Source organism: Dehalobacter sp. CP (genome assembly GCF_047652685.1).
Classification (GTDB): Bacteria; Bacillota; Desulfitobacteriia; order Desulfitobacteriales; family Syntrophobotulaceae; genus Dehalobacter.
Genome location: NZ_CP157399.1, coordinates 32702 through 58853, shown reverse-complemented (window position 1 = coordinate 58853; position 26152 = coordinate 32702). Strand labels below are relative to the sequence as shown.

Here is a 26152-nt window from a genome sequence, read left to right as displayed (position 1 = left end):
GCTCGCTTAAAGCTGTCTATCATCTATATTACTTTTCTTTTCGCACCTGCACAAGCTGATCTCCAAATAATTCGCGGGCTTTTTGGACCAAATAGTCGTCTTCAGCTGGTCCCATCCGGTCCGTTACTCTTTTTTTTGACTCTGTAGAATCCGCAGCTTCAGCCGGCAGAGCCTGAACCTCACTTTCAATAAGGTTGTTCAGACTGAGTTTTTTACCAAATGTTTGCAGAAGTACTTCTTCCACAACATTTTTATTTTCTACCTGATTGAATTTGTCCCGGTGGAAAGAATAGCCGTCTTTAAAAACCAAATAGACCTGATCATCTTTTACGGCAAGCGGTTTTCCCTCCAGCAGGAAAGCATGGGTAGATCTTTTCCGTTTCCGGACTTCCTCGAGTATTTCCGGCCATTTATCCTGGACCGTCTGGAAGTTGACACTGCCTTGTTCAGCAGCAGGTAAGGTTTCAGCCATATTCTGGTCCTGTTCGGTGGTTTCAACTGCCTTCGTTGGAGCCTCATCCTTACTTTCAGCCGGATGTTTACCGGCCGTCTGCACGGCCTTTTGCGGCTGTTTAACGTGCGTTTCTTTAGGCCGGTTTTCGGTTGTATCAGTTGAACCCCCCGCTATATCTGCTCCAAAAATGGTCTGCACCAGAATCATTTCCGCTGCCAGACGGGCATTTGTCGCGTAGCGCAATTCCCCTTCACCCTTCAGAAGGACATTGATCCAGCAGAGAAGCCGGTTCAGACCGATTGCCTGACTCTGCGCAACAAGCCGCCGGGTCATCTCAGGTGCCATCAAAGGTTCCTGACCGCCGGTCAAATATAACAGCGCCTGCCGCAGATAGTCCAACAGTTCGCGGATGATTTGCCGGGGATCCCGACCCAGAGAAATTCCTTCTCCGAGCTTAGCCAGGGTCAAAGCATAATCTTGATTCAGCAGGGAATCCGTCAGATCTGCACTGAATGTTTCCCCAACCATGCCGATCACCTGATAAACATGCTCCATCCTGATAGGATCATCCTGCAGTAGACACTGGTCGAGGATGCTTAATGCATCGCGCAAACCACCTTCGGCCTTAGCCGCGATAACCCGCAGTGCTTTGGTCTCGATATCCCGCCCTAAAGCCTGACACACCTCCTGCAGTCTCATCGCAATGCCTTCCGCGGAAATGCGGTGGAACTCAAATCTCTGCACTCTGGATAAAATCGTCAGTGGCACTTTATGGGCCTCCGTCGTTGCCAAGACAAAGACAACATTGACCGGTGGCTCCTCCAATGTTTTGAGCAAAGCATTAAAAGCCTCAGGTGTGAGCATATGGACTTCATCGATAATATATACTTTATATTTGCCGCCGGACGACGCCAGCTTTACTTTCTCTCTTAAATCCCGGATTTCATCAATGCCCCTGTTGGAAGCGGCATCGATTTCCAGAACATCCATCGCATTTCCCTGGTCAATATCCAGACACGATGCACACCGGCTGCACGGTTCAGCGCCATCCCGGTCGGAGCAGTTCAGTGCTTTCGCCAAAATCTTCGCTGCCGAAGTCTTTCCTGTACCCCGGGGTCCGCTGAACATATAAGCATGCGCGACCTTATTCTGGTTCAGTGCATTAGTCAAGGTTATTTTGACATGTTCCTGGCCCACCATCTCACTGAATTTTTTGGGCCGCCACTCTCGATAAAGTGCAAGATATGCCATGTTATCACCCGTCACTTCCTAAATTCATAAAGAATACTTGGCCGACGCCAAGCCGTTGGCGGAAGCCTTAGTTGCACTTAGATATATCAAAAAGCAATATACTTTCGGATATACGACCAGAAACTTGAATTTTCTGATACACCAAAAAAGATGGTCTCCAAAACCACCTTATATGAATAAAGACCGTGCACCTTTGATCGAACCAAAACCTCCGGACGTTAACCCTGCTCAAATGTTCATTCCCGGTCACCTCGCGGCACACAGAACTAACTCCTTAGTGCTGCTTCCGTCAGGATCTGACACGGTTCAAAGCGTTCCGTTGCGCAAGACCAGAAACTCATCACATTCAAACATGGACTGCTCCGACGACCAGATCCTCATCAAAGGAATTAAACCCCGCTATAGCGGATTGCGGGTTACAAGGAACCGCTGACTCCCCGTCTAGCACGGTCAAACTTTATTATACCATGAAAAAGAAAGTAAATAAATAAAAAGCCTTAAATGTCAAGGCTTCGAATAATGTCAATGGCGGAGAGAGTGGGATTCGAACCCACGACACAGTTCATCACCATGTACCCGCTTTCCAGGCGAGCGCCTTCGACCAACTCAGCCAAACCCGCATTCTATAAGGGTTTTACGCCATTAGCATCAATGCTTTTCATATTCCTGTTGGCTCGTTTTATTACACACCTACTTTGAATACTATATCATAAAAAATAATTTTGACAACACTAATGTGTATGTAATATTCCCCATTTAAGCAATTTGGTCTTAAATAAATTTATAAAAAGTGGGTACAGATTATTCTGTACCCGCTTGATATTCAAGTAGTCTATAAAAGGAGCATCTGACTTAATAAATGAGACTTTGGTTAGATATTTTCTTCGAAAATTTCAAACCCTTTCGGAATTCTTTTCCGTATCACAATAAATCCAAAACTAACAAATACTATAGATAAAAATATAGAAAGATAAAGTGAAAAAGTTTTACCTTCTACTGTTAATTCTGTTACGCTATTTGGAGCAAATAAGGCCAAAGAAAGTAATAGCAATCCCATTATTATATAAAATATACCAAACCATTTTCTAAAATTTTTCCTTTTCATTATTAAATCTATTATGTCTATTGCCAAGAATGGTCTAATAAACTTTTGATGCTTTTTTCGAGTATTTACTTTCCCAGCACTTTTTATTGTTCCGCAAAATTGAATGTCGTTTGAAGAATTGCCAGTGTGTAATACCTGAATGACAGCTCCTTCTTCAAAATCTAAATAATCAAATTCAATAGCATAACTTTTCCCTTGCTCAATTTGGTGCAATTTTACGTCATTTGATTCCTTCTTAGTATATATTATCTTTGCTTCTAAAATTAGATAATCATCTTTACATTTTATCAGTAATGGATCTGCTGAAGCAATATCACTATTATTTATAGTATCCTTACCATCATTCCATAAAGCAATTTTTGTTACTGTAACATTTGGTATTTTATTTCCATTGTACAAAATTTGTAATCCGTTAAATTTTTCTACTGAATCACGTAATAAATTTATACTTCGTATTTGAACCTTTGGGTTCTTTGTCTTTTTACTTTTGATGAAAAATATTATTCCTAGGATTAGACTAAGAATACCAATGAAAGTCGAGATAATTGCTAGCCACGGGTTTGTAGCTAATCCATATATTAAACTATTTATTTGTACATGCATCAGCTGTCTCCTTTATCCAATTGTTTTGGGAAAATTAATATAAGAATTAACATAATAAATAGCTTCAAATCAAAAAAAGTTATTCGTCGCTTTCATTATCTGTCACATATTTCATAAATAAATACGACACTATTCTGTAAATTCCTGTTTATTTAGAAATTTATCGTGATATAGCTCATATTCGAACTATACTAACAGAGGTGTCTACCTTGGTGTACTTAACGACTTGCACAGAAATAATTAAGACCATTTAATGTAAACTACCCCCCACCAAAAAAGAAGAGGCTATATCCCTTCTTCAAGATTATTTGTTATTTTGGTAATCCAGCCTTCCGTTTCCTCATTTCCCTTGTTAAAGTCGCCTTACTAATTTTGGTCATTTCTGCAACCTGAGTATAAGAGTATTTCTCCAACAAATCTAAAGCATGGTTTATTTGAGTATCAGTAAATAATTTTGGTCTACCTTCTTTAAATCCTGCTTTGGTTTTTGCTATTGCCTTACCAGCTTGTGTACGTTCAACAATCATATCACGCTCAAATTCTGCAAATGCACTCATTACAGTTAATGTGACTTTCCCTATAGGGGAATCCTCTACCATTCCCATATTAAGTATATTTACGCCAATACCTTTAGCCATCAATTCTCTAATTAAATTAACGCCTTCTGTGGCTGTCCTTGCAAATCTATCAAGCTTTGTAACTATAAGAGTATCGCCAGATTCGAGTGTATTCAGCATTTCATTAAACACTGGTCTATCTGTTTTTGTGCCAGTATAACTTTCTTTGAAAACTTCTGAACAGCCTTTTTCCTTTAATGCTTTTTCTTGATCTTCTAAACTGTTCCCACAATTCGCCTGTTGTCTTGTGCTAACTCTGGCATAGCCTATAGTTTTCATAATATTTACCTCTTTTCAGATCATAGTTTTGACCATATGTTTTGATTACGCTCTATGCCTTTATTTTACTACAACAAAAAATCATAGTCAATACTGTTAAGTTATGACTATTACAATTAATTACTTTCAAGTAATTATCCGTTTAATATTTGGCTCAATATTATTTTAATTTTATATTTATCTTATGAAGTAAATTGATTATTTCTGAAAAACCAAACATAAAAATACCTGTAATAATACAACCAATAATATACGGTAAAGCAATTCCAGTATTACTACCTGTCATTAGAATTCCAATAATAATACCAAAGATGATAGTAATCCATCCTAAAACTTTTATAATAGTAGCAATAGTATTTGAGGGGTTAACATAATCTGCTGTTTCTTTAATATTAAGGCTTAACATTTCTCTAGGATTTATTTTCTTCCCGCAATCTGGACAGAATTCAGGAACTTGATCTGAATCATTTTTGGTTATTATCGCTTCACAATATGGACAGGCTTTTACTTTCATTGTCTTTTCTCCCTGCTTTTTTGGAGCTTTGATATTTCCGTCTTCAATATTTTTTATTTGACTTTTTGAGTATGTTGCCTCTTGGCTTGATGGAAACTCGCTGATAATCTGATTGTAAAGTTTTAAGGCCTCTTTATAATCGCCTTCTTCATAATGAAGATGATACGCTTTTTGGTAGATATCTGACGGATTCATTTACTATCATCCTTTCTTATTCTTTAATAATGGAATTAATTACATTGAATACCACTATATCCTATTAATAGTTAAATTCTCCGAATATGTAATAACTCCTTTCGAATAAGAAGGAAAAAAACACGGTATAGAGTATTATATCGTCTACAATTCCCAAAACGCAATTTACCAAGGTTTTCAGCCATAAATATGGTAAAAAAATGATCATATTGTTCGCATCATATAACATCATTTTTATAGCAGAAGTGATAAATTTACTCAAATCATCAAAATAAAGTCGGTCTTGCAGTCCGAACACCTTTCAGAAAACGCCCTATTCAAGCGTGTTTCAGCATTCAAGACCACAAGACCGCACATTTTCAAAGTATGACACATTAAGATTTCTAGTAAAAATATCCCTTATATTTATTATATTATTCTTTGGTCTATCGGTCTTATACCCCTCAAACGCTTGATAATACTGACTTTTTACGAGACCGCTCCGAGACCGCAAGACCAAGACCAACCTTTATAAATCGCTCAAATCAATAACTTCATTCAAATTATATCTGTCTACCAACTCCTTTAATTGATTAGTGGATATGCTATAAAGCCTTGTCTTTTTACTGTTTATCGTAAGTCTTTCACAACTAATATTAAATTTATTATTTAGCATCGTAGTTAGATAATTTTTAGTCTTTAACCAACCAAACTCCTCGGTTTTTTTGAATTTCTCAAATACTTCATCTGAATCATACAATTTATTTTCGCCATCAATTTTCTTTGGCTTCATCGTCGGAATGATGTCGATAAGAACGCTGATTAATTTATAAGAATCATTCTTTTCAATATTGACCTTTGATCTTTCCTTACTGGAATCAAGGGAGAATTCATTCAATATCTGTTCAAATGACGTTTTGTGCTTGCTATCAATGAAATTGGCGATTGAGAATAATACTTCCCAAATGTCTTTTTCCCTATCAGACAATTCATTTGGTAATCTTATAAGATTGCTGTCGTATATTCTCTTGATACTATCTGCATATTGAAGACCACAAATATATAGTTCATCTCTCAATTCTCTGAGAAATTCCTGTGTTTCATTGTCTAGCTTATATCTATCGATATTTATCCCTTTGGGCTTTTTGAATATCTTTATTTTGATACATCTATCCATTAAAACGTCCGATATATCATCTATACCAGCAAAGACTTTTGGAGAGTATGATGAAAATGGAGTTGGCTTAAAAGAATCGCCTTGTCTGTCATTTCTGATTACTGATGCTTCTGCATTGAAACCGCTATTTAAAAGAGTCATTATGCCCTGCTGATTATCCTTTTTAAGCTTCTCAAATTCATCGATCAATAATGTTGCACCATCAACGTCAACAAGTCTAAATACAGAGGCTTCAGAGTGGTTTACAGCCATCACAGCGTTAAATGCGAGGGGTAATATTACTTCCATGACCCTTGTCTTTCCGCTTCCTTTATCGGCATTAAGCCAAATATATGGGTAATATCTAAAGATTTTATAGAAATATGTACCTATCACCCATAAGGTTAAAATAGTAAATATTCTATTGTCCTCAAAAACAACGTACTTTTTCATGTGAGAAATTATATTATTAAAACACTCCAAAATATTAATGCTATTTTCACCTTTAATAAAATTGACTGCTGATACTGCTCTAAAATTACACATAGCAGGGACATTATTATTTCTGAGTTTTATGCCTTTATCCTTTAAATCGGAATACTTTATAACCTTTTTATCTGAACCGACAAGGTAATATAGATCATCGTTTGTGAATGTATATACTAAATTATTATTGCAATAATCTTGTGATGGATTAATGACCAGCGTTTGCTGAGTATCCTTTAATTCGTCCAGAATTCCTTTGGTATAGTCATCAATTTTCTGCTTCTTCAAAGCTATTTATTTCCTCCTTATTCTTCATATGAAATGATAATTTTAATTTGTTTATTGCCATCTAGGTCAGCTTTAAAATGAATGTCATTATTACTATTCTTAGCTTTTATTGGCTTATTTGTTGGCTTACTTTTTTTCTTATTGTCATCATTGACAACAAAACAATTTTCTGGGCTGAAACCAATAGTCATATCTTTTCTTTGAATCTTTGACTTCCCAGGTATGTACCCATAGTCTATATGCCAGATATAATATCTAAGAAAACCCATCTCACCTGACCATTCATTACACATACCTGCATTATAATCTGTTAATGTTTTTCTCCCGCATGGTGAATTTTTTTTGCCATGACTTGAATTTGCTATCCATGAAGCTCTTATTTTTTCCATATAGGGATGGGATTCTTTTATTTTTTTAGACAGAGGGATATTATCATTATTTTTATTGGGCTTTTTATTCATTTAATAATTCTCCTTTTATTATTAAAAATGGGTAGATTTAATCAAGGGATATAAATCTATACCCCTTAATCACAATTTTATTGATATGTCCGTGAAAATCATGTAATATTAGTTTGCAAATAATTCTTACATGCCTACTGCTTTGGGGGCATGTTCTTTTTTATATTCTTCTTTAAATTCTTGTTTTTGTTTTGAGCGTGCTTTAGCAACACGATCTTCTGCTAGATAAAGACCTTTTGATTGAAAATCTCTTCTAACCCTTGAAATGGTTTCATAGGAAACAATAGTTTCAATTGGCGGTAAAATCATTCCATAATAGATTTGAGCGTAAAGTCTAAATAGATAGTTATCATTGTTGCGGGATTCTGGATATTCACTAAGGAGTTTAGCGACTTTATCATGAACTTTTGATATTTTTGACATCATATCACCTCCTTTCTAGTAAATTATGACTTTTAAAACTATATCTAAAAACAATATCTTATCAATTATAATTACCAATAATCATGAGGTATTATCTTCCTCTGATCAGGCGTTAATTCCAAGTTGTTTTGATAATGTTTCAAAGAGTTTATCATCCTCTTTATACATATCAGTGGTAATATCTGGGTAGCAATCTTCTTTAATAGGTTTAACATAGTCATCCATGTCATAGATGGTAACAACTCTCAAAATATCGTCTCTAAATTGAAGCACTAATGAAAATGAAAAACCTTCATCATCTAGGAATTCGACCTCGTATACTCTAAGTGGTTGATTTGTTTCTTCATCAATAAACCATCCTTCATTTAATTCTTTTAATGATAATCTTGTTCCACTATTATCAGCATATTTTTTTAACTTGAAATAATCATATTCTTCAAGATATCTATCAAAACAAATATAGTTCGTGTTACTCATAATTTTAAAACCTCTTTTCTACTTCAAAATTATATCTATTTCAATTGTCAAGCCATTAGTAAATTCTAAAACGTAAATTTTATGATTAATTTTATTCCCTCTAAAAATTACTTTTTCTAACATTTTATAGTCAAATGAGAATTTATCATATTGGCTATTATTTTTGATAATTATTTTATTTTCTTGTACTCCTATTGACCCCCATTCAAATACTAATTTTGGAATTTCCATATTCGAGGCTATCATTTCTAAAACAATTCTTTTGTAATCTCTAAAGGAATTACTTTCTATATCTTGTAAAAAGTTTTCTAAATCTAGAATTTCGTCTTCAGAGAACATTATTGTTTCAGATCTTGACTTTGATAATTTGCTTTGGTAATACTGCTTTAATATTTCATTCTTGTCTTCGGAAGTAATTTCATTCTTAGTCAGAAACATAACGTTAATACCCAAAAAATTTGCTATCTGATTATTATATTTTCTAGGATTTTCCGATTTATAGACAACATTCAACGATTGAGATGAAATACCCAAATACTTAGATACATCCTTTTGTTTCACTCCTAACATTTGAATTATTTTTTTAATTTGATTCATGAACAACACCTCTGAAAGTATACTAACATAAGAAAATAACAACTACAACTAATATATTTATATAATAAACTGATACATTTATATTACATTTATAAGAACGTTTATAGAATATATGTAATTAAATGAATACCCCTCAGAAGTACCTCTTTTGTGGCTCTGAGGGGTAAGATTAAGTGAATATAATTCTTTTATTACTAAGATAAAAATTTAATAAATAAGTGCTTTAATAATAAGCTTAACTGCATCCCTAAAACCCTTCTCATAGGAAATTTCAGAATGAATAGACCCTATGCAACCAGAAGCCAGTTCTAGTTCCTCTATAAAACTACTCTGTTCCTGGCTAATGTCTTCGGCTTTAAGCTTATTCCATAATTCACTGGTTTGATTTAAATATTTCTGGTATTCATCATTACTTATAATCATTTCATTTAGTTCTTCTTCATGATTTTTTATTAGGTTTAAAATTGACATAACTTTTTTCCTCCACTACTTATTTAATTATCTCTAGTTTTTATAAGCTTTATTAATAAAAAGCCCGTACTGAAAAGTGCCTTTCTTGTGGCTTTGAGGAGTATTTAAGTTATCTAATCTGATTGTTTTGCTTTCACAACAAAATCTTTTAAGAGGGTTATAGCTGTCAAAATCACTCTTCAAATCATCTAATCTACTAATAACTAATGAATTACACTCAGAAGGCCATTTTGACGCTCTGAGAGGCATTGATAATATAAATAGTTTATTTTCGTTTTATCCTGCTTTTATGGCTGTACTCGTCAATTATTGAAAACTTTTCAAAATCGTTAGTCAAATCATTACCGTAAAGGTTAACATATTGTCTGGTTATCTCCATCCCAGAATGCCCTAACAATAACTGTAATTTAAAGGCATTACCACCCTTTATAATATAATTTTTAGCAAAGGTATGTCTAAATGCATGAATCGAAGTTTTTTCAACCCCTCTTCTCTTGTTGTAACGTGATATAGCGTTTTGTATTGCGTTTCTCGTAAGTTGTTTTCGTTCAAAGTTCGGAAACAAATAATCTTCACGATTAAGCTTCCAAGTCTCAATATATTCGTATAGCACTTTTGAAAATGATTCTGCAATGGGAGAAAACATTTGCTTCCTGTTTTTTGTTTTTCTTAATTTGACTATGTGTTCTGGAAAACCCACGTCCTCCACTTTAATATTAATCACCGAATTTAGTCTATTTCCAGTTTCCAGAAAATATTGAACCATCACCCAATCACGGTATTCTGAAAACGAACATTTTTTTAAGTCAGGTTTCTTGAGCAGCTTGATTATTTCGTCATCGTTATAAACTTCTTTGATATGTCTCTCTAGCTTAATGAGCCGAATGTTGAATTTTGGTACATACTCTGATTCCATCGCATATTTCAAAAATGTTCTTGTTGCTCTCAGATAGGTGTGAATTGTAATCTTGTTTTCATATATTTCCTGAAGGTTGACAATAAAGTCATCAATATCTTCCTTCGTGATACTATTAATATAGTGAATACCATTGTTAACTAAGTAAAGGTTTAAAGCCTTCAGATTCCATTTATAAAAGTTTATTGTGGCCTCTGAAACTCCAAGAACCTTCCTGGAAGTAATAAACCTTTCATAGTACTCACCATATGTCAGTTTTTTATTTTCCGCCCTTTTAATTTTTTTATCGCTTTCCTTTGACCATCGATAGACATTTGAACTTTGAATACTCATCCCTACACCTCCAAATAAATAATTAAAAATATGTCAGGTGTGTAAGAATTTAGTGTACTCGCTTCTTTGTCATTGCTAAGAGCAGAAAAACAAAAAAATCAATGCTTCAAAATTATTCAAAGCATTGATATTACTGGTTTTATTATGGCGGAGAGAGTGGGATTCGAACCCACGACACAGTTCATCACCATGTACCCGCTTTCCAGGCGAGCGCCTTCGACCAACTCAGCCATCTCTCCGGGTCTGAAACAGTAATTATTTCATTAATATCAGTTTTTCGCAAAAGATTTAACAAAGTCGCAAATGTTATTATACTGGCTCGGACAGCGGACGTCAACTCTAATTCAATATTAATGTTTCTGCAGCTTTTGCCCGTTCTGCTCATCAGCCAAATTTACTTTCAGTTCTGTCAAATTAGCTAAACTTGCTTCCTGCTTTGTATTGCTTAACGGTTCAACGGCCCCGAAAATGAACATATTCAGGAATTCCAATCCGACCTGTTCAAAAGACATGCCGCTCTTCAGGATAAACTCAGGACTGAGAATCTCTGACATCGCTGTTAACAGTGATGTCTTAAAAATCCCGGAATCTACCCGTAAACGCAGTTTACTGCTGACCAGAAGGTGATCGATCAGCCTGTCAATCTTTTTCTGACGGATCTGGTCAATTTTTTGCCAGAGCATCGGATAATGATGGCTTAAATCAGCTAAAAACTGAGGATTGATCAGATAAGAAATATTCTGAAGGGCCCCGACAATGATCGTATTGATATCTTTTGAATCGGAAAGCCTCAAATTCCTGGCAATAATTTCATCCGTTACCTTATCAATCGTTGCTTCAAACAAGTCTTCTTTGCTGACAAAATGACGATAAATCGTCCTTTTGCTTACTCCGGCCGCTTTAGCCAGCTCTTCCATAGAAAGACGAGAAAAACCCAGCGCATTTTTTATGGCTAGCTGTTCACAGGCTAGAATGATTTTTTCCCTGGTATTCACGATAATTACTCCCTTTAATCTAATTTCATGCTTAAATTGTACAGCTAAAATTTTAGGTAAATAATCAGACAATTTTCTTCTTAAACTTCAGAATACTGATCGTAAGAAACAACACTGAAAATAAAATCAGGCAAATGACCTGGCTGACCAGGTAGGAGAAACCAATTCCTTTCAGAACAATTCCTCTGATGATGTCCAGGTAATATGTCAGCGGAATCACATCGCTGAGATAGTAAATGATCCTGGGCATGGCGTCCCGCGGGAAAAGAAAACCCGAAAGCATAATACTCGGAAGCATGATAAAAAAGGACATCTGGAAGGCCTGCATTTGATTTCTGGCGATATTGGATATCATAATCCCCAGGCCCAGGGATGCAGTAATAAAAAACAATGTTAAACCATATAGTTCCAGCAGACTTCCTTTGATCGGTACTCCAAACACCAGGACCCCGACCAGTAGGGCAACGGTAATCTGAATATAGCCCAGAAAGATATAAGGAATGATTTTTCCGATCATCAGCTCATACGACTTGATCGGCGTAACGATAAGCTGCTCGAGCGTTCCCTTTTCCCTCTCCCGGACCAGGGACATCGATGTCATCATCACCATGGAAAGTGTCACAACAATTCCCAGGATCCCGGGCACCATATAATAAGCAGTGATTCCATCTGGATTATACCAGGCCCGTACTCGGATGTCGTACGGCGGATTGGTCAGATCGATATGCAATTTCTGGGTAATGATTTCCTGTGATTTCAGCAGGCCGATGGAATTAGCTGTCGCCATAGCCTGGTTCGCAACCATATTATCGCTCGCATCGACAATCACCTGGACAGAGGCGGATTCGCCCTTTTGCACATTATTAGCAAAACCAGGCGGAAACACGATTCCGACCTTTGCCTTGCCGCTGTCTATCATATCATTCACTTCCTGAAAACTGTTGGCCGCATAAAGGACGTCATAATACCCCGAAGCGCTGAAAGCCTCCAGTAAATCTCTACTCTCCCCGCTTAGGGACTGATCAAATACCACCGTTGGAATATGTTTGACTTCCGTTTGGATCGCATAACCAAAAAGAAGCAGCTGAATTAGAGGAAGCATAAACACCAGTCCCAGCGTCAGCCTATCTCTGCGAATATGTAGGAATTCCTTATAAAGAACAGCCTGAATTCTTCCCATTCGTATCCTCCTCTTCTATTCGGCGTATCCCGAGGTTCTTTGCTGTTTGGCCAAAGTTACAAAAACATCTTCCAGGGAGGGCATAATGATTTGAGGTTCGCAATCCAAGTCCTGCTCCAGCTGTGAAACATCGTCTGCTCCTGTCAGCAGAACGTGAAGGAGTGCTCCGTGGACCGTACATTCCTTAACATAAGGTATTTTTCCAATTTCCTTTACGCGCTGCATACCATCCTTGAGATTTAGCTCAACCATGCAGCCTTGAATTGTTTTCTTTTTGAGTTGATCCGGACTATCCACCGCTATAATTTTCCCGCCGGAGATAAACGCGGCTCGATGACAGCGTTCTGCTTCATCCATAAAGTGGGTTGTTACCATGACCGTGGTTCCCTCATTTGTCATTTTTTTTATGATCTGAAAGAACCTTCTGCGGCTGGTCGGGCTAACCCCGCTGGTCGGTTCATCCAGGAAAAGCAGCGGCGGTTTGGCAATGATAGCGCATCCCAAGGCAAGCCGCTGCTTCCAGCCCCCGCTTAAGTTACCGGCAAGTTCATTTTCCCTTCCTGTCAGATCGGCCATCGCAATCATTTCATCCATTCTCCCGGATAAATTTTTGCGTGGAATTCCATATAAGCCTGCATAGAACTTTAAATTTTCTTTCACTGTCAGATCATCATAGAGGCTGAATTTTTGCGACATGTAGCCAATGTTTTGTTTAATTTTTTCGGCTTCCTTCCGGAGATCATAACCCAGGACTGCCGCCGAGCCCCCGGTTGGTTCCAAAATGCCGCAGAGCATCCGGATTGTCGTCGATTTGCCTGCGCCATTCGGACCTAGAAACCCAAAAATCTCCCCTCTTCTGACCTGAAGCGAGACGTTGTCAACCGCGGTAAAGTCACCAAATTTTTTTGTCAGGCCTTCGGTAATAATCACATTTTCCATCTATTTACCTCCTGCCATGATGACAAAAACATCTTCAATGGATGGAGCTGTTTTTTGCAGCCTGCCGAGAGTACAGCCCTTCGCCGTAAGGGTCTGTTTGATTAAGGCTTCCGCTTCGGCGTTCTTGTCTATGATCAAACGGTACTTATCTCCAAACAGGGAATAATCCAGAATTCCATCTGCTTCCCCAAACAACCAGGGTTCTTTTGTATCGGCCATAACCTCCCAGACCTGATAAGGAAATTTTCCCTTCAGGCCCACCGGCGTATCCAGCGCATGAACGCTTCCCTCATTCATGAACGCTACTCGGGTACAAAGTTCCGCTTCATCCATATATGGGGTAGACACCAGAATGGTCATTCCTTCCTGGTTCAACTGATATAAAATCTTCCAAAACTCTTTACGGAACTCCGGATCGACACCATAGGTCGGTTCATCGAGAATCAACAGTTCCGGCCTGGTGACAAGCGCGCAGGTCAGTGCCAGTTTTTGCTTCATTCCGCCGGAAAGTTGATCCGCAAATCTTTTTTTAAACGCAACGAGATTGGTAATTTCCAGAATCTCTTCCGAACGCTGGATAATGACTTCTTTTTTAAGGCTATACATCGATCCGAAAAAAAGTAAGTTCTCCATAACCGTAAGGTCGCCATAGAGGCTGAAACGCTGAGGCATATAACCAAAATTTCTGGCATCGGCGTCTTTTCCTTTTTCCCGTTCTCTATCCGTGGTGCCCAAAACCCTCACTTCACCGGCATCCGGGGTCAGCAGTCCGCAGATAAGCCGGATGAGCGTCGTTTTGCCTGCTCCGTCCGGACCAATTAAACCAAAAATTTCTCCCGTGTTGACGTTCAGATTCACATCGTTAACGGCCAGCAAAGATCCAAATTTTTTAGACAGCTGATTTACCTTAATCATCGGCCGTCTCTACCTTCTTGATCATAACATCTGCCGGCATGCCCGGTTTCAATAATCCTTCGGAATTGTCCACTGCAATTTTGACTTTGTAGACAATATTGGCCCTTTCTCTTTTGGTTTGAATCGTTTTGGGGGTAAATTCTCCCTGGCTGGCAATTTCTGCAATCGTGCCTGTAAATACCCTGTCTAGACCACTGATCGTGAAATCCGCTCTCCCTCCTAATTCTATAAAAGGCAGGTCATCTGTCGGTATATATACGTTAATCCAGACCTGGTCCAGATTAACAACCGTGGCCAACGTCGATCCGGCCGTGACATATTCACCAATTTCATAATTTTGGGTTTGAATGGTCCCGTCAATCGGGGATTTTATCTGCAGATCAGCCAACTGGGCTTCCGTTACTTTGACAACAGTTTGCATCATCTTTACCTGATCTTCGGCAGTTATAATGATATGGTCACTGCTTCCCGACGGCAAAGCATCCAGATTGTTTTGTGCAATTGCAACATTCAGTTTGTCTCTTTCCAGCTGCGCTGTCAGATCATTACGCTGTATCTCGGCAATGATATCCGCTTTTTTGACCTTGTCCCCGGATTTCCCCTGAAAATTCTGAACCTTGCCGGCGATCATTACACGCAAGTCCACGGTGGTAGCTTCAATCGTCCCGGATGCCTCAACCATCCTGTCATTGGAAGCATAAAAATACTCCCACCCCAGGTAGCCTGAAAGCAATACAACTGCAGCAATAATGGCTGCCACAATTTTCTTTTTTTTCGCCATTTTCGCTTCCCCTTTTCAAATATGCTTTTCTTTTTCTCTGCCGTTTCAGCAATATCATACAGGATGTGATGCAGTTTATCTATACTATTTTATACTAAAGTCACGAATTTATGACTATAGTGACATTGTAGCACAGCAACATATTTTTGCAAGATTTTTGGTATACTGATAATAATATTGTATCATTTATTAAAGTGCCAAGGAGGTTGATCCAATGAAAATTGTTCCTAAACCTATCGAACATATATTAAAGAAAAAGAACATTCTTTGGAGCATGATCGTTTTGGTTTTCTTGTTTTTTAGCGGATGTTCTCCTGCCGAACCTAAATCGTCCCCTTCTCCCACCGACAGACAGACTGAAAATATTGCCGCATACATTCCGTTGAGCGTCGGCAATTATTGGCTCTATGAAGGAATTGGAAACGAATATGCTTCGTATACAGAAAAGGTTACATACCAGCAGCGTAATCAATACCAGGTCATAATTGACAATGGCGGTACTGTTACCACTAACAGGTATGAAGTTGCAGCAGACCGTATCGTTAATACCTTCAGACAGTCTGAGTTCTATGAAGATAAAAATATTTTGGATCAACCATCAAATATTAAGGCTATCCTTCTGCAATCACCGCTTACCGCAGGCAATTCGTGGACCAGTGAAGGAAATTCATATGAGATCATTGACACGTCCGCCACGGTAGAAGTACCAGCTGGTATTTTTGAAAATTGCCTGACTGTAAAAATCACGTATCCTGAAAGCAGAAATTACAGCTTATATTACTATAAGAAAGACGTCGGTCTAATCAAATCTGAGTATGTGATGCCGGAAAACGAAAAAGTAGTCTCGCAGCTTAAAGAATACGATGTCCAGCACTAGTGCCTTGTCAACCCTCTAATTCATGTAAACCACCGAGGAAAACTCTGTATGGCAAGGAGCTGCAAGACAACGCCGTATACGCCGTATACTGAAATTTTACCAGCAGGAATATGTAGATTTAGGATAGGCATGATACTAAATAAAGAGGGTTTGCTCTGAATCAATGTTCAAACAGCAAACCCTCTTTATATTTAGATCGAATGTTTGTTTCTTTTTTTCAGGATAGCCAGACTTAAAATCATAAGCACGAATGCCGCACCGCCAATAAGATAATCTTCTCGACGGTTTATCCATCTATTATTAGGATCCTGACCGGGCGCTTCCTGCCAATTCATGCCCGGCATCTTTTGCTTATAATCCATTCCTTCTGGCATATTTCCCGGTGGCTGCATGCCTGACTGATCTTGTCTTATATCAGGATGTATTCCCTGCAGCCCTTGCTCTGCCCGTTGTCCCCATTGCGCCTGTTGTCCCTGTCTTGTCGGCGGCGGCTGTAGCCCACCTGCATTTTCACCGGCCGCATCCTCTGTTGTTCCCGATGAAGGCAGTTCCCCGCTTAGCTGTTTGGAGACATTATCAATCCGGTCACGAATAAATGTAGCCAGTCCTATCAAATTTCCGCTTCCCGGCATATTCTTTCCAGCCCCAAAGCCGCCTCGGGATGTGGTCTTACTGTCTGTTATAGGTTCCTGAGAAGAGCCTTCGCCGATTGCTTGTTCAAATTGTTCCAGCGTATAGAACTTTGTTGGGTCACTTGTGACATAAGGTCTAATCAGATCAGCGGTTTTCTCGATTTTAGCCGTCATTTTCTCCAAAGCAAAAGGCCCTTGGATAAATGCTTTCATGTATTGGTGATAGACATCCTTATACGCCTGTACTTCGAGTAGTTTGCCCAGCAGTGGGCGCTGGTCTAATGTCGTTCCGGAAACCGGCTGATCAATCGACAGCGCAGTACCTCCGCCAAATCCACCAAAGGACAAATTATAATCCCAGGGGAGGAAACTGAATACACCGTCCTCCTCATATAAATAATAATTGTGGGTAAACTGTCCCTGATAGCTGTCCATATTGACTAGTATGGTGTTAACTGCAAAATATCGCAGGATCTCGTCAATATTTAGGTACGTTTCTAAATTCCCGCCTTCATCCAGTGCTTTGATCATCTTGACTAAAGCCTCATTGCTGCCTTCTTTCAAGGCGGTCACAGCTTGCAGGCCGCTGTAGGATTCAATATTGTCATCACTGTAAACCAGATCGTTTCCTTCACCCCGATCGCCATACGGTTTATAGAGTGTCCCATGGTCCTGGCCAAAGTACCTTTCCGCATATGCTTCTTCAACGCCCTCAACTGCCAGATACAAACCTGCTGGATGATCATTGATATAAAGGTTCGCGTAGCAATAAGCAGGAACAGGAACGTCCATCTCTTTCAGCAGTGAGTAGGATAGATATTCCCGCATGCAGGACGCATCACCCCAGCCATTATTCAAATTCAGTTTGGTCAGTCCCGAGAGGCTTTGCCCTTCAATATAATGATCAAAATCAATTTTGAGGCTATAGCGGTCGGAATTGCTTCTCAGGACTGAATTAAGACTGGAATTGCCTTTGGTACGGATTCCGACATTTTTTGTCTTAACGCCATTGATCACAACCTGAGCCTCTTTATATTCTTCCTCTGCAGGATTTTGCAGCATGTCCTGATAATCCGCCTCAGGGATTGAAATGCGAATTTCAATGACTTTGTCCGGATCGAAGAAACGTTCCGTATAAGCGGAATAAACAGACTCTGCAGAGGAGCTGCCTTTTCCTGTTTTTTCAGTGTTCAAACGGACATTGGCACTATCTCCCTGCTTGTAAGACAGTGCCGCATAGGCGGTCGTTAAGGTGCATACTGTAAGCAGGGCCGCAACCACCCCTGTAAATTTTTTGTCCATGTTTTAATCCCTCTTTTTTCAGGTGTCGGATGTAATGCTGCTTAAGGGAGGATGATTATACTGCAAGCTCTCCGTTATAACTTACCAGGACGACATCATTTACACCTTCTATAGCTGCCAAGGCATTAACAAAATCCGTATTGTCAACTCTTAATCGCACTTCAATGGTAAGTTCGATTCCCTGTCCGCCGCGAACCGCTTTTGATTTAATTTTCATTCTTTTGACATGCTCCACCAGCTTTGTTAGCAGCATTTTTTCTGCCTCGCTATTACTGCAGTTTACAACCACCATATAGGGAATTTCATTGGTTGTTTTACTTGTAAAAATGATCAGCATGATTCCGATGACAATCGACCCGCTAATGGCAAGCAGATACTGCCCGGCACCACTGACGATTCCCGCTGCGATAGCCCAGAAGATAAAGATGATGTCCATTGGGTCTTTGATCGCTGATCTGAAACGTACGATACTTAAAGCTCCGACCATACCGAGAGAAAGAACGATGTTAGATGTGACACCCATGATAATGAGTGTGGTAATCATCGCCATACCTACTAGAGAAACATTAAAGTTCCTGGAATACATGACCCCATTGAACGTCTTCTTATACACCGCATAGATAAACAGTCCGAGTAGAAAAGAAATTAGCAACGTAATCGCCACATCAACAATAGAAAAATTTGTGACTGCGTTTTCGAGAAAACTGTTTTTAAAAATATCTGCAAAGGTAAATGTTTGATCTGTAGTAACCGCACTGGTTGTTGCATCCATGATACCATCCTCCAATGTATTCTAATTTATTCAGTGATTAAATCCATTATGGAGCTTTTATCCGTATTTTCGACATATAACATACTTTGAGATCGCTGCCTTCTGTCTGCTGTCCAATTGAATCAGGTTCGCAATATGGCTAGGCAGGTAACAGTCATATTTGATTTCCAGAATTGCCGTATTGCTCGCTAAAGCATTGGCCAGCGGGGTGGTGAAATCTAAAAAGCTGGTCGCGGCGAATCCGGTTTTTACATCACTGTCAATTGTGATTCTTACTCTACCCGGCTCCCATATATAGGCCTGACGCCGGTACTCTACAATTGTTTTCGGCTTAAACAGACCGGTTCTCATTTTTGTATAAAGGTGCCGGCATACAGCTTCCGGACGATTTCGTAAAAATTGATAGTCACCGTTGATTAAGTCTTGACATCCCTCTTCGGTCAAAATCGCACTCTCTTTAAAGCCTGACCCATCGTTCTTGACCTTCTTCTCAAGCCGGATGATTGCGGTGGAATGATCATATGTTCTAATTCTGAATTTTTCCCGATATTTAACCCCTATCAACTTCTCCAATAATGCCGTATCATTAATATCATCAAAGTAGAGACTTCTAACGGTATAAAATCCTTCCGACCCGGTATGTTTGTCCTTAGGAAGCACCCTATTCAAACGGTTGACCAGTACTACTCTGTCGAAGTTATTGATGCTCATTTTAATTTCCTGCCGATATTTGCTCACTTGATCACCCCTGTCGTATTATTCCAGTGATCTTTTGATGATGCTATTTTATCCACTCTATGTGTCATTAATGTGAACGCTGGTTAACAAATTTGTGAAGAATTTAGGTGATGGTTATGTTAAGAAAACGTTGGCTTCCTGTATTTGCAGCGGTGGTCTTACTTCTTAGTCTTACCGTTTGGGAAAAAACCAAGACGCCGCTGGCTTCTGAATCCACAGAATTGATGCCTGCCGCCGAAAGTGCTACTTCTGAAAGCGATTCGTCAGAGACTGCTGCTTCTGAACCTGAGGCTGCTGAATCTACGCAAATGAAACTTACGCTGCTTGGGGATATCATGTGCCACCCAACACAGTACGAAGCCGCCCAGACAAGCGGAGGCTATGATTTCAACCCTTCTTTTGAAGAAATCGGAAAAGATACAAGGCTCGCGGACCTAACAATCGCCAATCTTGAAACGACCTTGGCCGGCAAGGAGATGACTTACAGCGGTTATCCTTCTTTTAATACTCCGGAACAAATGGCTGATGCTGTCCGGAATACACTTGGTGTGGATGTTGTCTCTAGCGCCAATAATCACTCTTTAGATCGGAATTTTTCGGGCTTAAGCCAGACGATTAATTTTCTGGATCAATATGGTCTGAAACACACCGGAACTTATCAGACCGCCGAAGACAGTCAGGAAATTTTGATCCAGGAAATTTCCGGCCTGCGTATCGCTTTCTTAAGCTATACCTATGGCACCAATGGGGTTACCCTGCCTGAAGGTAAAGCTTTTGCCGTGAATTATCTGGACCGGGAAAAAATTCTTACCGATGCTAAGATGGCACGAACCCTGGGAGCAGATTTAATTATCGCTTCTTTGCACTGGGGAACGGAGTATGCCACAAAACCGTCCACTGAACAGGTCAGTCTGGCCACCTGGATTTTTGAAAATACGGAGGTTGACATCATTGCGGGCAATCATGTCCATGCTGTCCAACCGATCACCTTCCTCCAAGTAAAAAGCAAGACCACTGGCAAAGAAAAAGAAGGATTGGTGATCTATGCCCAGGGAAATTTTATCTCTGATCAGAAAACAGATACGGCGAATATGGGTATTATGGTTGATATCTTTCTGGATATCCGTTCTGCTAAAAAACCAGTTATTACGCATGTTGCGTACTATCCGACCTGGGTTGATGAAACTCCGGGAGCCGGTCCTAAGACATATCGCGTCTTAAATGTGACAAAGGCCCTGGCCGATTATCAGTCAAGGCAGGACCCGCTGCTGAACAGCGCAGATTATGCGGAAATGCTCGCCTATGTATCTCAAATTAAGCAAACTATCCCTTCTGGAAATAAGATTCGCTTCGCCAACGAATAATGTATACAGTATATCTCTCTGTATACATTATTTATCATTGTTATCTCTTTACAGTCTGCTGAATGTTCATTATATTTTTCTTAGGCAAAGAAGCCATAAAAGAAGACAGCCTGCAAGCAGTCTTTTTTTGAGGCTTCTTTTTTTGATGTCTACGGACGACGGCACAGGAAGCGCGGAGGCGTTCAAATAGCCTTCACGGTGTCGAATGATGACAAAATTATCCGACTGGACGAATGTGGCGGTGCCATAAATGGCAAGGAGCTGCTGGCAAGGATGACAAAGATAAAAAGGAGAGATTGTAAATGAATTATGGCGATATTGCCTTTATGCTTTTCAGCACCGCTCTAGTTTTCTTAATGATACCCGGACTCGCTTTTTTCTATGGAGGGCTGGTAAAAAGACGCCATGTCCTGTCCATCATGATGCAAAGCATCGCTGCAATCGGAATTATCTCGATTCTCTGGATTGTCATTGGTTATACCCTGGCTTTTGGGCCGGATATCGGGCATTTGATCGGTGGATTGGATTATGCGGGTTTGAGGGGTGTCGGCCTGGATCCCAAAGGGGAGGGTGCGACGATTCCCCATCTATTGTTTATGCTCTATCAGATGATGTTTGCGATTATCACCCCGGCCATTATGACCGGTGCTACAGCGGAAAGGCTGCGCTTTCCTGCCTATATCCTTTTAATATCCCTGTGGAGTCTTTTGGTTTATGTGCCCCTTGCTCATTGGGTATGGGGCGGAGGATGGCTGGCTAATCTGGGCGTCTTGGATTTTGCTGGAGGGATTGTCGTTCATATTAGTTCGGGTTTTTCGGGCTTGATTGCGGCTTTATATATTGGCAAACGCTATCATAAAGATTCAGAGCAAGCTATCCCGCATAACATTCCTTATGTGGTCCTTGGCGGAGGTCTCCTGTGGTTCGGCTGGTTCGGGTTTAATGGTGGCAGTGAACTTGCTGCAGACGGTATTGCTGTACTTGCCTCTGCCACTACACACCTGTCTGCCTGTGCCGGTCTGCTGGGGTGGATAATTATTGAAAAACTGCTTCATGGTAAACCAACTGTACTCGGTGCTGTCTCGGGCATGGTTGCCGGGCTCGGTGCCATTACACCTGCCTGCGCTTTCGTAACCCCGCTTGCCGCTGTCTTGATCGGACTGGTTTCTTCAGGTTTGTGCTACTTTGCAGTCGCTTGGCTGAAAGTTAAACTGGGTTACGATGATGCACTTGATGCTTTTGGCATTCACGGTATCGGCGGGACCTGGGGAACCCTAGCTGCCGGAATTTTCTGCACCACAGCCCTGAATCCCAATGGTGTGGATGGACTTTTCTATTCCGGGTCCTTTTCCCAAGCAGGGATACAACTTTTGGCCATCCTCGCAACTTACGCTTATTGCGGCGTGATGACCTTCTTGATCCTTAAAGTCATCAGTCTCATTACTCCTCTTGCAGCGACAACTGAAGAACAGGAAACAGGCCTTGATATCAGCCAGCATGGCGAAAGCGCCTATCCGGACATTGAAGGGATGACTTCCGATTCTGCCTGGAATATGGTCAATTAATAAATGACTGTACAAGATATATCAGATAGAACTTCTTCTATCTGAACCACTAAAAAAGGATTTTCACCGTGATCACGGTGAAAATCCTTTTTAGGTTTTGCCAGGAAAAAGTATACTTAAAATTTTTGAATGTAACAATTATTGGGCAAAAGAACGACTTAAAGATTTGACTTGAACTGCATAAGCCGATTTGTAATGCCCATTATTCTCGTAAAAGGTCAACCTCCCGTTGATCCCCAATCGATATGCCGTGTACGATTCATATTTATTCATATAGACATCCTCTAAATACTTCAGATATCCACCGGCTAAGTAGGTTGCATAATATTTGTCTGCTGACAGGAGTTCCCCGTTGGGATAAGGGATCTCTTTATGATAATATTCGGTGATGGCCATGTAGGCCGTTTTAGCTGTAGCCAATTTCATTTGGGTCGTATTGTAGGATAAGGATCCTCCATCCATATTGGTGGCAGGTACATATTTTGATTCTTGGGCAATTAAGGCAAACAGTTCATAAGGTTCCAGCTGAAAGGTCTCTTCAACGCTCGCAATATACGCTAGATATTCGGGGTCGACCTGATAGTCTCTGGCAATTCGTGCTAAATTCTCTTGTCTGTATGTTTGATCTTCTTTTGCACTAACGACGTTACATTCTTCTTCGCTTACTTTTTCCCTGTCTTCGGCAAAGGCGGCTGTCCCGACAAACATCGCCTGTGCAGCAATCGTAAATGCTACCAGGAACATAGCCAGGAAACGGCCAATCCTTTTCTGTTGAAACACGGTCTCTCCTCCTTAAGGACTTTTTGACAGCTTATCGCCATCATCTTTTGTTATTTTGTCAGAATATAATTATCCTATACTTGAGATCCTCCCATAATTTTTATCTTGTATCTCAAGTGACAAAATTCTACATTTTTTTACTTCAACCGATTTTACCACATCAAACCAAAAAACGCAAAAAAGAGGACCATTAATTTCCTCAAATACCATTATATATGCGGTTATTTTTTGATTAAAGGCGTCTTTAGAACGCCTCATATCCGTTTAAAGGCTGGTCTGCGGCTCAGGAGAGGTCGGAATCCCTGATCTTCTTTTTTATTTGCAGATACGTCAGCAGTTCTTCCTGATCTTTTTCTTCCCAGAAATCAAAGTCTTCTAATTTCTCTAAAACTTCCCTAAAATGGACGCTTTTATCCGCCAGCGAATAAATCTCAGGCTCTGAACCCGCATCCATCGTTTGTTCCCCTAAAAGGTAGGATATCGATACACCTAGACCCAGGGCAATATCTGTCAACCGGTCCAAAGAAGGCCTTCTTCTGTTTTGTTCAATATCACTCAAATAAGAGATGGAAATACCGCTTCTTTCAGAAAGCTTACGAAGTGTAAGCTTCTTTTCTTTTCTTTGCTCTTTAATCCGATCACCGACAGTCAACGCAATTTCCCCCAAATTTTCGATAATAGCGAATTAATACTAGTATAATCGTTGAAAAACGCCAGGTCTACTGAATTGCTATACATTTTTGACGTAAATATGTGCAATGTGGAAGAATATCCTATATTTTCTTGGGATTGGAACCTATTTTTGGCAGACGGCTAAATTTAACTGTTGCATAATTACGCTATATGCGTAATTATTAGAAAGAGGTGGTGTTATGTCCCTTGGTTCAAAAATCCGGGAAATCCGGAAGAAAAAGCATTTAAAACAAAAGGAACTGGCTGAGATTGCCGGTATTTCCGTTTCTTATCTATGTGAAATCGAAAGAGATAAAACAAATCCATCTATTAAAACACTTTTCCATCTTACTCAAGCCCTTGGAGTTCGTCTGTCGACGCTCCTCGGCGATCAGGAATATTAGGAACAGAATAATATTAGTATTTTTCAAATGAAAAGGATTTTTCTATGGAATGAAGTCCTTTTATTTTTTTGACAAATGCATACAAGAATATTTCAAAAAAAATCCTTGAAATATTTAAACAAAAATGCTAATATAAATAATTGTCGTTTTTCCGATAATCTGTTTAGAGAATAAAAACGACAAGTGGAAATCTTTAATTTACCTGAGTTCTTTAGGTAAAAATGTAGCCCAGTTTATGAAGAAACTGTAGAAGGGGACTGTACATGGATAAAAGTTTTGAATTCGGTAATAAAAGCATCGGGAAGCTATTATGGCAATTTTCCTGGCCGGCGATTGTCGGTATGTTGGTGAATGCCTTATATAATATTGTTGACCGGATTTTTGTGGGCCGTGGCGTCGGTACACTTGCGATTGCTGCAACGACAGTGGCCTTCCCAATTATGCTTCTGTTTATGGCACTTGGGATGCTCGTTGGTATTGGTGCAACAGCATTAATCTCCATTCGGCTCGGAGAACAGAAAAAAGAAGAAGCCGAGAAAATTGTAGGTAATGCACTTACTCTCTTGATTATGCTTCCGCTCCTTTTTATGGCCTTCTATTTCTCATTTTCTGAACAGCTTTTGGTCTTTTTTGGTGCTAATCAGGAAGTATTGCCCAATGCACTTGCTTTTACCAATATTATTGTTGCGGGATCCGTTTTTGGCGCAATCGGTTTTGGCATGAACAATTTTATCAGAGCTGAAGGAAACCCCAGAATTGCGATGCTGACGCAAATTCTTGGCGCTGTGATTAACGGGGTGTTGAATTACATTTTTATTTTCCATTTGGGATTAGGTATAGCGGGCTCCGCACTTGCAACGGTCTCAGGCCAATTCATTACGTCGCTTTGGGTATTGGGCTATTTTCTTCTCGGCCACAGCACACTTAAGCTTCGCCAAAAAAATTTAAAACCGGATTTTTCGATCTATCTAGTCATATTGTCCATTGGCTTTGCTCCGTTTGCGATGCAACTTGCCAACAGTTTGCAGAATATGCTTCTGAATAAGAGTGTCATGCTTTATGGCGGCGACCTGGCGCTGTCTGCCGTCGGCGTCATTATGAGTATTTCAACATTGTTCTTTATGCCGATTATCGGTGTCAGCCAGGGTGCTCAGCCTATCATAGGCTTTAACTATGGAGCCGGGCAGTTTGAAAGAGTTAAGGCAGCGTTGAAGAAGGCCATTATCGCGAGCACCTGTATTGCTGTTGTCGGTTATCTGGTCATACATCTCTGGCCCGAACAAATTATTGGCTTGTTCAGTGACAACGATACGGCGCTTACAGTACTGGCAACTCACGTGATACTGATATTTTTTACCATGTTCCCGCTGATTGGTTTTCAAATTATTTGCTCAAGTTACTTTCAGGCAGTCGGCAAACCGCTTCAATCATCTGTTCTGAGCCTTTCCCGGCAGGTACTGCTCTATATACCGCTTCTTTTGGTCTTGCCTCATTTTTGGGGAATTGAGGGTGTCTGGCGAGCTGCACCGATTGCGGATATCTTATCCGTTCTGATCACAGCAATGTTGATAACGCTGGAAATAAAACGGCTTAGCAAAAATCAGCCCGCTGTCAGCGTAGGATAATTCAGG

General features: G+C 39.8%; 26 protein-coding genes, 1 tRNA gene and 1 other RNA gene. 5 read left to right on the top strand and 23 right to left on the bottom strand.

Going from position 1 to position 26152, the window contains the following annotated elements; translation table 11 throughout:
* Positions 1 to 28: 28 nt before the first annotated feature.
* The 18 genes from dnaX to AAH944_RS00225 all read right to left on the bottom strand — a co-directional run bounded on the left by dnaX (position 29) and on the right by AAH944_RS00225 (position 15415).
* Positions 29 to 1705, bottom strand: a complete 1677-nt coding sequence (dnaX, locus tag AAH944_RS00310) for a DNA polymerase III subunit gamma/tau (RefSeq protein WP_415535549.1) — start codon at positions 1703 to 1705, stop codon at positions 29 to 31.
* A gap of 183 nt (positions 1706 to 1888) precedes the next feature.
* An RNA gene (ffs, locus tag AAH944_RS00305) (signal recognition particle sRNA large type) lies at positions 1889 to 2155 on the bottom strand.
* A gap of 421 nt (positions 2156 to 2576) precedes the next feature.
* The gene (locus AAH944_RS00300; protein WP_415535547.1) at positions 2577 to 3413 is read right to left on the bottom strand and encodes a hypothetical protein; all 837 of its coding nucleotides are present in this window, start codon (positions 3411 to 3413) and stop codon (positions 2577 to 2579) included.
* Positions 3414 to 3724: 311 nt separating this feature from the next.
* A complete protein-coding gene (locus AAH944_RS00295; protein WP_415535545.1) occupies positions 3725 to 4309 on the bottom strand; it encodes a recombinase family protein in 585 nt (194 codons plus the stop codon).
* 160 nt (positions 4310 to 4469) lie between these two features.
* Positions 4470 to 5018, bottom strand: coding sequence for a tetratricopeptide repeat protein (locus AAH944_RS00290; protein WP_415535543.1), 549 nt, complete (start codon positions 5016 to 5018; stop codon positions 4470 to 4472).
* Between the two features lie 508 nt (positions 5019 to 5526).
* A complete protein-coding gene (locus AAH944_RS00285) occupies positions 5527 to 6927 on the bottom strand; it encodes a hypothetical protein (protein ID WP_415535541.1) in 1401 nt (466 codons plus the stop codon).
* A gap of 17 nt (positions 6928 to 6944) precedes the next feature.
* Positions 6945 to 7388 carry a hypothetical protein gene (locus AAH944_RS00280; RefSeq protein WP_415535540.1) on the bottom strand — a complete coding sequence of 148 codons (444 nt, stop codon included), beginning with the start codon at positions 7386 to 7388 and terminating at the stop codon, positions 6945 to 6947.
* Positions 7389 to 7514: 126 nt separating this feature from the next.
* Positions 7515 to 7811 (bottom strand): hypothetical protein, encoded by a 297-nt coding sequence (locus AAH944_RS00275; RefSeq protein WP_415535538.1) that lies wholly within the window; start codon positions 7809 to 7811, stop codon positions 7515 to 7517.
* Positions 7812 to 7916: 105 nt separating this feature from the next.
* Positions 7917 to 8288 (bottom strand): hypothetical protein, encoded by a 372-nt coding sequence (locus AAH944_RS00270; RefSeq protein WP_415535537.1) that lies wholly within the window; start codon positions 8286 to 8288, stop codon positions 7917 to 7919.
* A gap of 18 nt (positions 8289 to 8306) precedes the next feature.
* Complete coding sequence (locus AAH944_RS00265; protein WP_415535535.1) at positions 8307 to 8885, bottom strand: hypothetical protein; 579 nt, start codon at positions 8883 to 8885, stop codon at positions 8307 to 8309.
* Positions 8886 to 9092: 207 nt separating this feature from the next.
* Complete coding sequence (locus AAH944_RS00260; protein WP_415535533.1) at positions 9093 to 9356, bottom strand: hypothetical protein; 264 nt, start codon at positions 9354 to 9356, stop codon at positions 9093 to 9095.
* 265 nt (positions 9357 to 9621) lie between these two features.
* Positions 9622 to 10605, bottom strand: coding sequence for a tyrosine-type recombinase/integrase (locus AAH944_RS00255; RefSeq protein WP_415535531.1), 984 nt, complete (start codon positions 10603 to 10605; stop codon positions 9622 to 9624).
* Positions 10606 to 10750: 145 nt separating this feature from the next.
* Positions 10751 to 10844 (bottom strand) — tRNA-Ser (locus AAH944_RS00250).
* A gap of 111 nt (positions 10845 to 10955) precedes the next feature.
* Complete coding sequence (locus AAH944_RS00245) at positions 10956 to 11600, bottom strand: TetR/AcrR family transcriptional regulator (protein ID WP_415535529.1); 645 nt, start codon at positions 11598 to 11600, stop codon at positions 10956 to 10958.
* A 64-nt stretch (positions 11601 to 11664) separates the two neighbouring features.
* Entirely contained in the window at positions 11665 to 12780 is a 1116-nt protein-coding gene (locus AAH944_RS00240; protein WP_415535527.1) for an ABC transporter permease, read from the bottom strand.
* A gap of 15 nt (positions 12781 to 12795) precedes the next feature.
* Entirely contained in the window at positions 12796 to 13719 is a 924-nt protein-coding gene (locus AAH944_RS00235; protein ID WP_415535525.1) for an ABC transporter ATP-binding protein, read from the bottom strand.
* Positions 13720 to 14634 carry an ABC transporter ATP-binding protein gene (locus tag AAH944_RS00230; RefSeq protein ID WP_415535523.1) on the bottom strand — a complete coding sequence of 305 codons (915 nt, stop codon included), beginning with the start codon at positions 14632 to 14634 and terminating at the stop codon, positions 13720 to 13722.
* Entirely contained in the window at positions 14627 to 15415 is a 789-nt protein-coding gene (locus AAH944_RS00225; RefSeq protein WP_415535521.1) for an HlyD family secretion protein, read from the bottom strand. Before AAH944_RS00225 ends, AAH944_RS00230 begins: the two co-directional genes overlap by 8 nt.
* A 214-nt stretch (positions 15416 to 15629) precedes the next feature.
* On the opposite strand from AAH944_RS00225, the gene AAH944_RS00220 reads away from it, so the two are divergent.
* The gene (locus AAH944_RS00220) at positions 15630 to 16292 is read left to right on the top strand and encodes a hypothetical protein (RefSeq protein ID WP_415535519.1); all 663 of its coding nucleotides are present in this window, start codon (positions 15630 to 15632) and stop codon (positions 16290 to 16292) included.
* Between the two features lie 191 nt (positions 16293 to 16483).
* Here AAH944_RS00220 and AAH944_RS00215 read toward each other — a convergent pair whose 3' ends face one another.
* The 3 genes from AAH944_RS00215 to AAH944_RS00205 are packed head-to-tail and all read right to left on the bottom strand — an operon-like array spanning position 16484 to position 19736.
* Positions 16484 to 18226, bottom strand: coding sequence for a CotH kinase family protein (locus tag AAH944_RS00215; protein WP_415535517.1), 1743 nt, complete (start codon positions 18224 to 18226; stop codon positions 16484 to 16486).
* A 55-nt stretch (positions 18227 to 18281) separates the two neighbouring features.
* Positions 18282 to 18998: a DUF4956 domain-containing protein gene (locus AAH944_RS00210; protein WP_415535516.1), complete on the bottom strand. Its 717-nt coding sequence runs from the start codon at positions 18996 to 18998 to the stop codon at positions 18282 to 18284.
* 57 nt (positions 18999 to 19055) lie between these two features.
* Positions 19056 to 19736 carry a polyphosphate polymerase domain-containing protein gene (locus AAH944_RS00205; protein WP_415535514.1) on the bottom strand — a complete coding sequence of 227 codons (681 nt, stop codon included), beginning with the start codon at positions 19734 to 19736 and terminating at the stop codon, positions 19056 to 19058.
* A gap of 116 nt (positions 19737 to 19852) precedes the next feature.
* Here AAH944_RS00205 and AAH944_RS00200 point away from each other — a divergent pair, with 116 nt between their 5' ends.
* Together AAH944_RS00200 and AAH944_RS00195 are read left to right on the top strand one after the other, a co-directional pair.
* Entirely contained in the window at positions 19853 to 21100 is a 1248-nt protein-coding gene (locus AAH944_RS00200) for a CapA family protein (protein WP_415535512.1), read from the top strand.
* 302 nt (positions 21101 to 21402) lie between these two features.
* Positions 21403 to 22665 (top strand): ammonium transporter, encoded by a 1263-nt coding sequence (locus AAH944_RS00195; protein WP_415535510.1) that lies wholly within the window; start codon positions 21403 to 21405, stop codon positions 22663 to 22665.
* 138 nt (positions 22666 to 22803) lie between these two features.
* Here the strand turns inward: AAH944_RS00195 and AAH944_RS00190 are convergent, their stop codons facing one another.
* Both AAH944_RS00190 and AAH944_RS00185 read right to left on the bottom strand, forming a co-directional pair.
* On the bottom strand, positions 22804 to 23445 hold the full coding sequence (locus tag AAH944_RS00190) for a hypothetical protein (RefSeq protein WP_415535508.1): 642 nt from the start codon (positions 23443 to 23445) through the stop codon (positions 22804 to 22806).
* Between the two features lie 283 nt (positions 23446 to 23728).
* Complete coding sequence (locus AAH944_RS00185) at positions 23729 to 24097, bottom strand: helix-turn-helix domain-containing protein (protein ID WP_415535507.1); 369 nt, start codon at positions 24095 to 24097, stop codon at positions 23729 to 23731.
* Between the two features lie 220 nt (positions 24098 to 24317).
* Here AAH944_RS00185 and AAH944_RS00180 point away from each other — a divergent pair, with 220 nt between their 5' ends.
* Complete coding sequence (locus AAH944_RS00180; protein WP_015042261.1) at positions 24318 to 24521, top strand: helix-turn-helix domain-containing protein; 204 nt, start codon at positions 24318 to 24320, stop codon at positions 24519 to 24521.
* A gap of 263 nt (positions 24522 to 24784) precedes the next feature.
* On the top strand, positions 24785 to 26146 hold the full coding sequence (locus AAH944_RS00175; protein ID WP_415535505.1) for an MATE family efflux transporter: 1362 nt from the start codon (positions 24785 to 24787) through the stop codon (positions 26144 to 26146).
* The last annotated feature ends 6 nt before the right edge of the window (positions 26147 to 26152 follow it).

What these genes read in the sequence shown, in the direction of transcription:
- dnaX (WP_415535549.1), bottom strand. Translation starts at nt 1,705, where the DNA reads ATGGCATATCTTGCACTTTATCGAGAGTGGCGGCCCAAAAAATTCAGT.
- AAH944_RS00300 (WP_415535547.1), bottom strand. Translation starts at nt 3,413, where the DNA reads ATGCATGTACAAATAAATAGTTTAATATATGGATTAGCTACAAACCCG.
- AAH944_RS00295 (WP_415535545.1), bottom strand. Translation starts at nt 4,309, where the DNA reads ATGAAAACTATAGGCTATGCCAGAGTTAGCACAAGACAACAGGCGAAT.
- AAH944_RS00290 (WP_415535543.1), bottom strand. Translation starts at nt 5,018, where the DNA reads ATGAATCCGTCAGATATCTACCAAAAAGCGTATCATCTTCATTATGAA.
- AAH944_RS00280 (WP_415535540.1), bottom strand. Translation starts at nt 7,388, where the DNA reads ATGAATAAAAAGCCCAATAAAAATAATGATAATATCCCTCTGTCTAAA.
- AAH944_RS00275 (WP_415535538.1), bottom strand. Translation starts at nt 7,811, where the DNA reads ATGTCAAAAATATCAAAAGTTCATGATAAAGTCGCTAAACTCCTTAGT.
- AAH944_RS00270 (WP_415535537.1), bottom strand. Translation starts at nt 8,288, where the DNA reads ATGAGTAACACGAACTATATTTGTTTTGATAGATATCTTGAAGAATAT.
- AAH944_RS00265 (WP_415535535.1), bottom strand. Translation starts at nt 8,885, where the DNA reads ATGAATCAAATTAAAAAAATAATTCAAATGTTAGGAGTGAAACAAAAG.
- AAH944_RS00260 (WP_415535533.1), bottom strand. Translation starts at nt 9,356, where the DNA reads ATGTCAATTTTAAACCTAATAAAAAATCATGAAGAAGAACTAAATGAA.
- AAH944_RS00255 (WP_415535531.1), bottom strand. Translation starts at nt 10,605, where the DNA reads ATGAGTATTCAAAGTTCAAATGTCTATCGATGGTCAAAGGAAAGCGAT.
- AAH944_RS00240 (WP_415535527.1), bottom strand. Translation starts at nt 12,780, where the DNA reads ATGGGAAGAATTCAGGCTGTTCTTTATAAGGAATTCCTACATATTCGC.
- AAH944_RS00235 (WP_415535525.1), bottom strand. Translation starts at nt 13,719, where the DNA reads ATGGAAAATGTGATTATTACCGAAGGCCTGACAAAAAAATTTGGTGAC.
- AAH944_RS00230 (WP_415535523.1), bottom strand. Translation starts at nt 14,634, where the DNA reads ATGATTAAGGTAAATCAGCTGTCTAAAAAATTTGGATCTTTGCTGGCC.
- AAH944_RS00225 (WP_415535521.1), bottom strand. Translation starts at nt 15,415, where the DNA reads ATGGCGAAAAAAAAGAAAATTGTGGCAGCCATTATTGCTGCAGTTGTA.
- AAH944_RS00220 (WP_415535519.1), top strand. Translation starts at nt 15,630, where the DNA reads ATGAAAATTGTTCCTAAACCTATCGAACATATATTAAAGAAAAAGAAC.
- AAH944_RS00215 (WP_415535517.1), bottom strand. Translation starts at nt 18,226, where the DNA reads ATGGACAAAAAATTTACAGGGGTGGTTGCGGCCCTGCTTACAGTATGC.
- AAH944_RS00210 (WP_415535516.1), bottom strand. Translation starts at nt 18,998, where the DNA reads ATGGATGCAACAACCAGTGCGGTTACTACAGATCAAACATTTACCTTT.
- AAH944_RS00200 (WP_415535512.1), top strand. Translation starts at nt 19,853, where the DNA reads ATGTTAAGAAAACGTTGGCTTCCTGTATTTGCAGCGGTGGTCTTACTT.
- AAH944_RS00195 (WP_415535510.1), top strand. Translation starts at nt 21,403, where the DNA reads ATGAATTATGGCGATATTGCCTTTATGCTTTTCAGCACCGCTCTAGTT.
- AAH944_RS00180 (WP_015042261.1), top strand. Translation starts at nt 24,318, where the DNA reads ATGTCCCTTGGTTCAAAAATCCGGGAAATCCGGAAGAAAAAGCATTTA.
- AAH944_RS00175 (WP_415535505.1), top strand. Translation starts at nt 24,785, where the DNA reads ATGGATAAAAGTTTTGAATTCGGTAATAAAAGCATCGGGAAGCTATTA.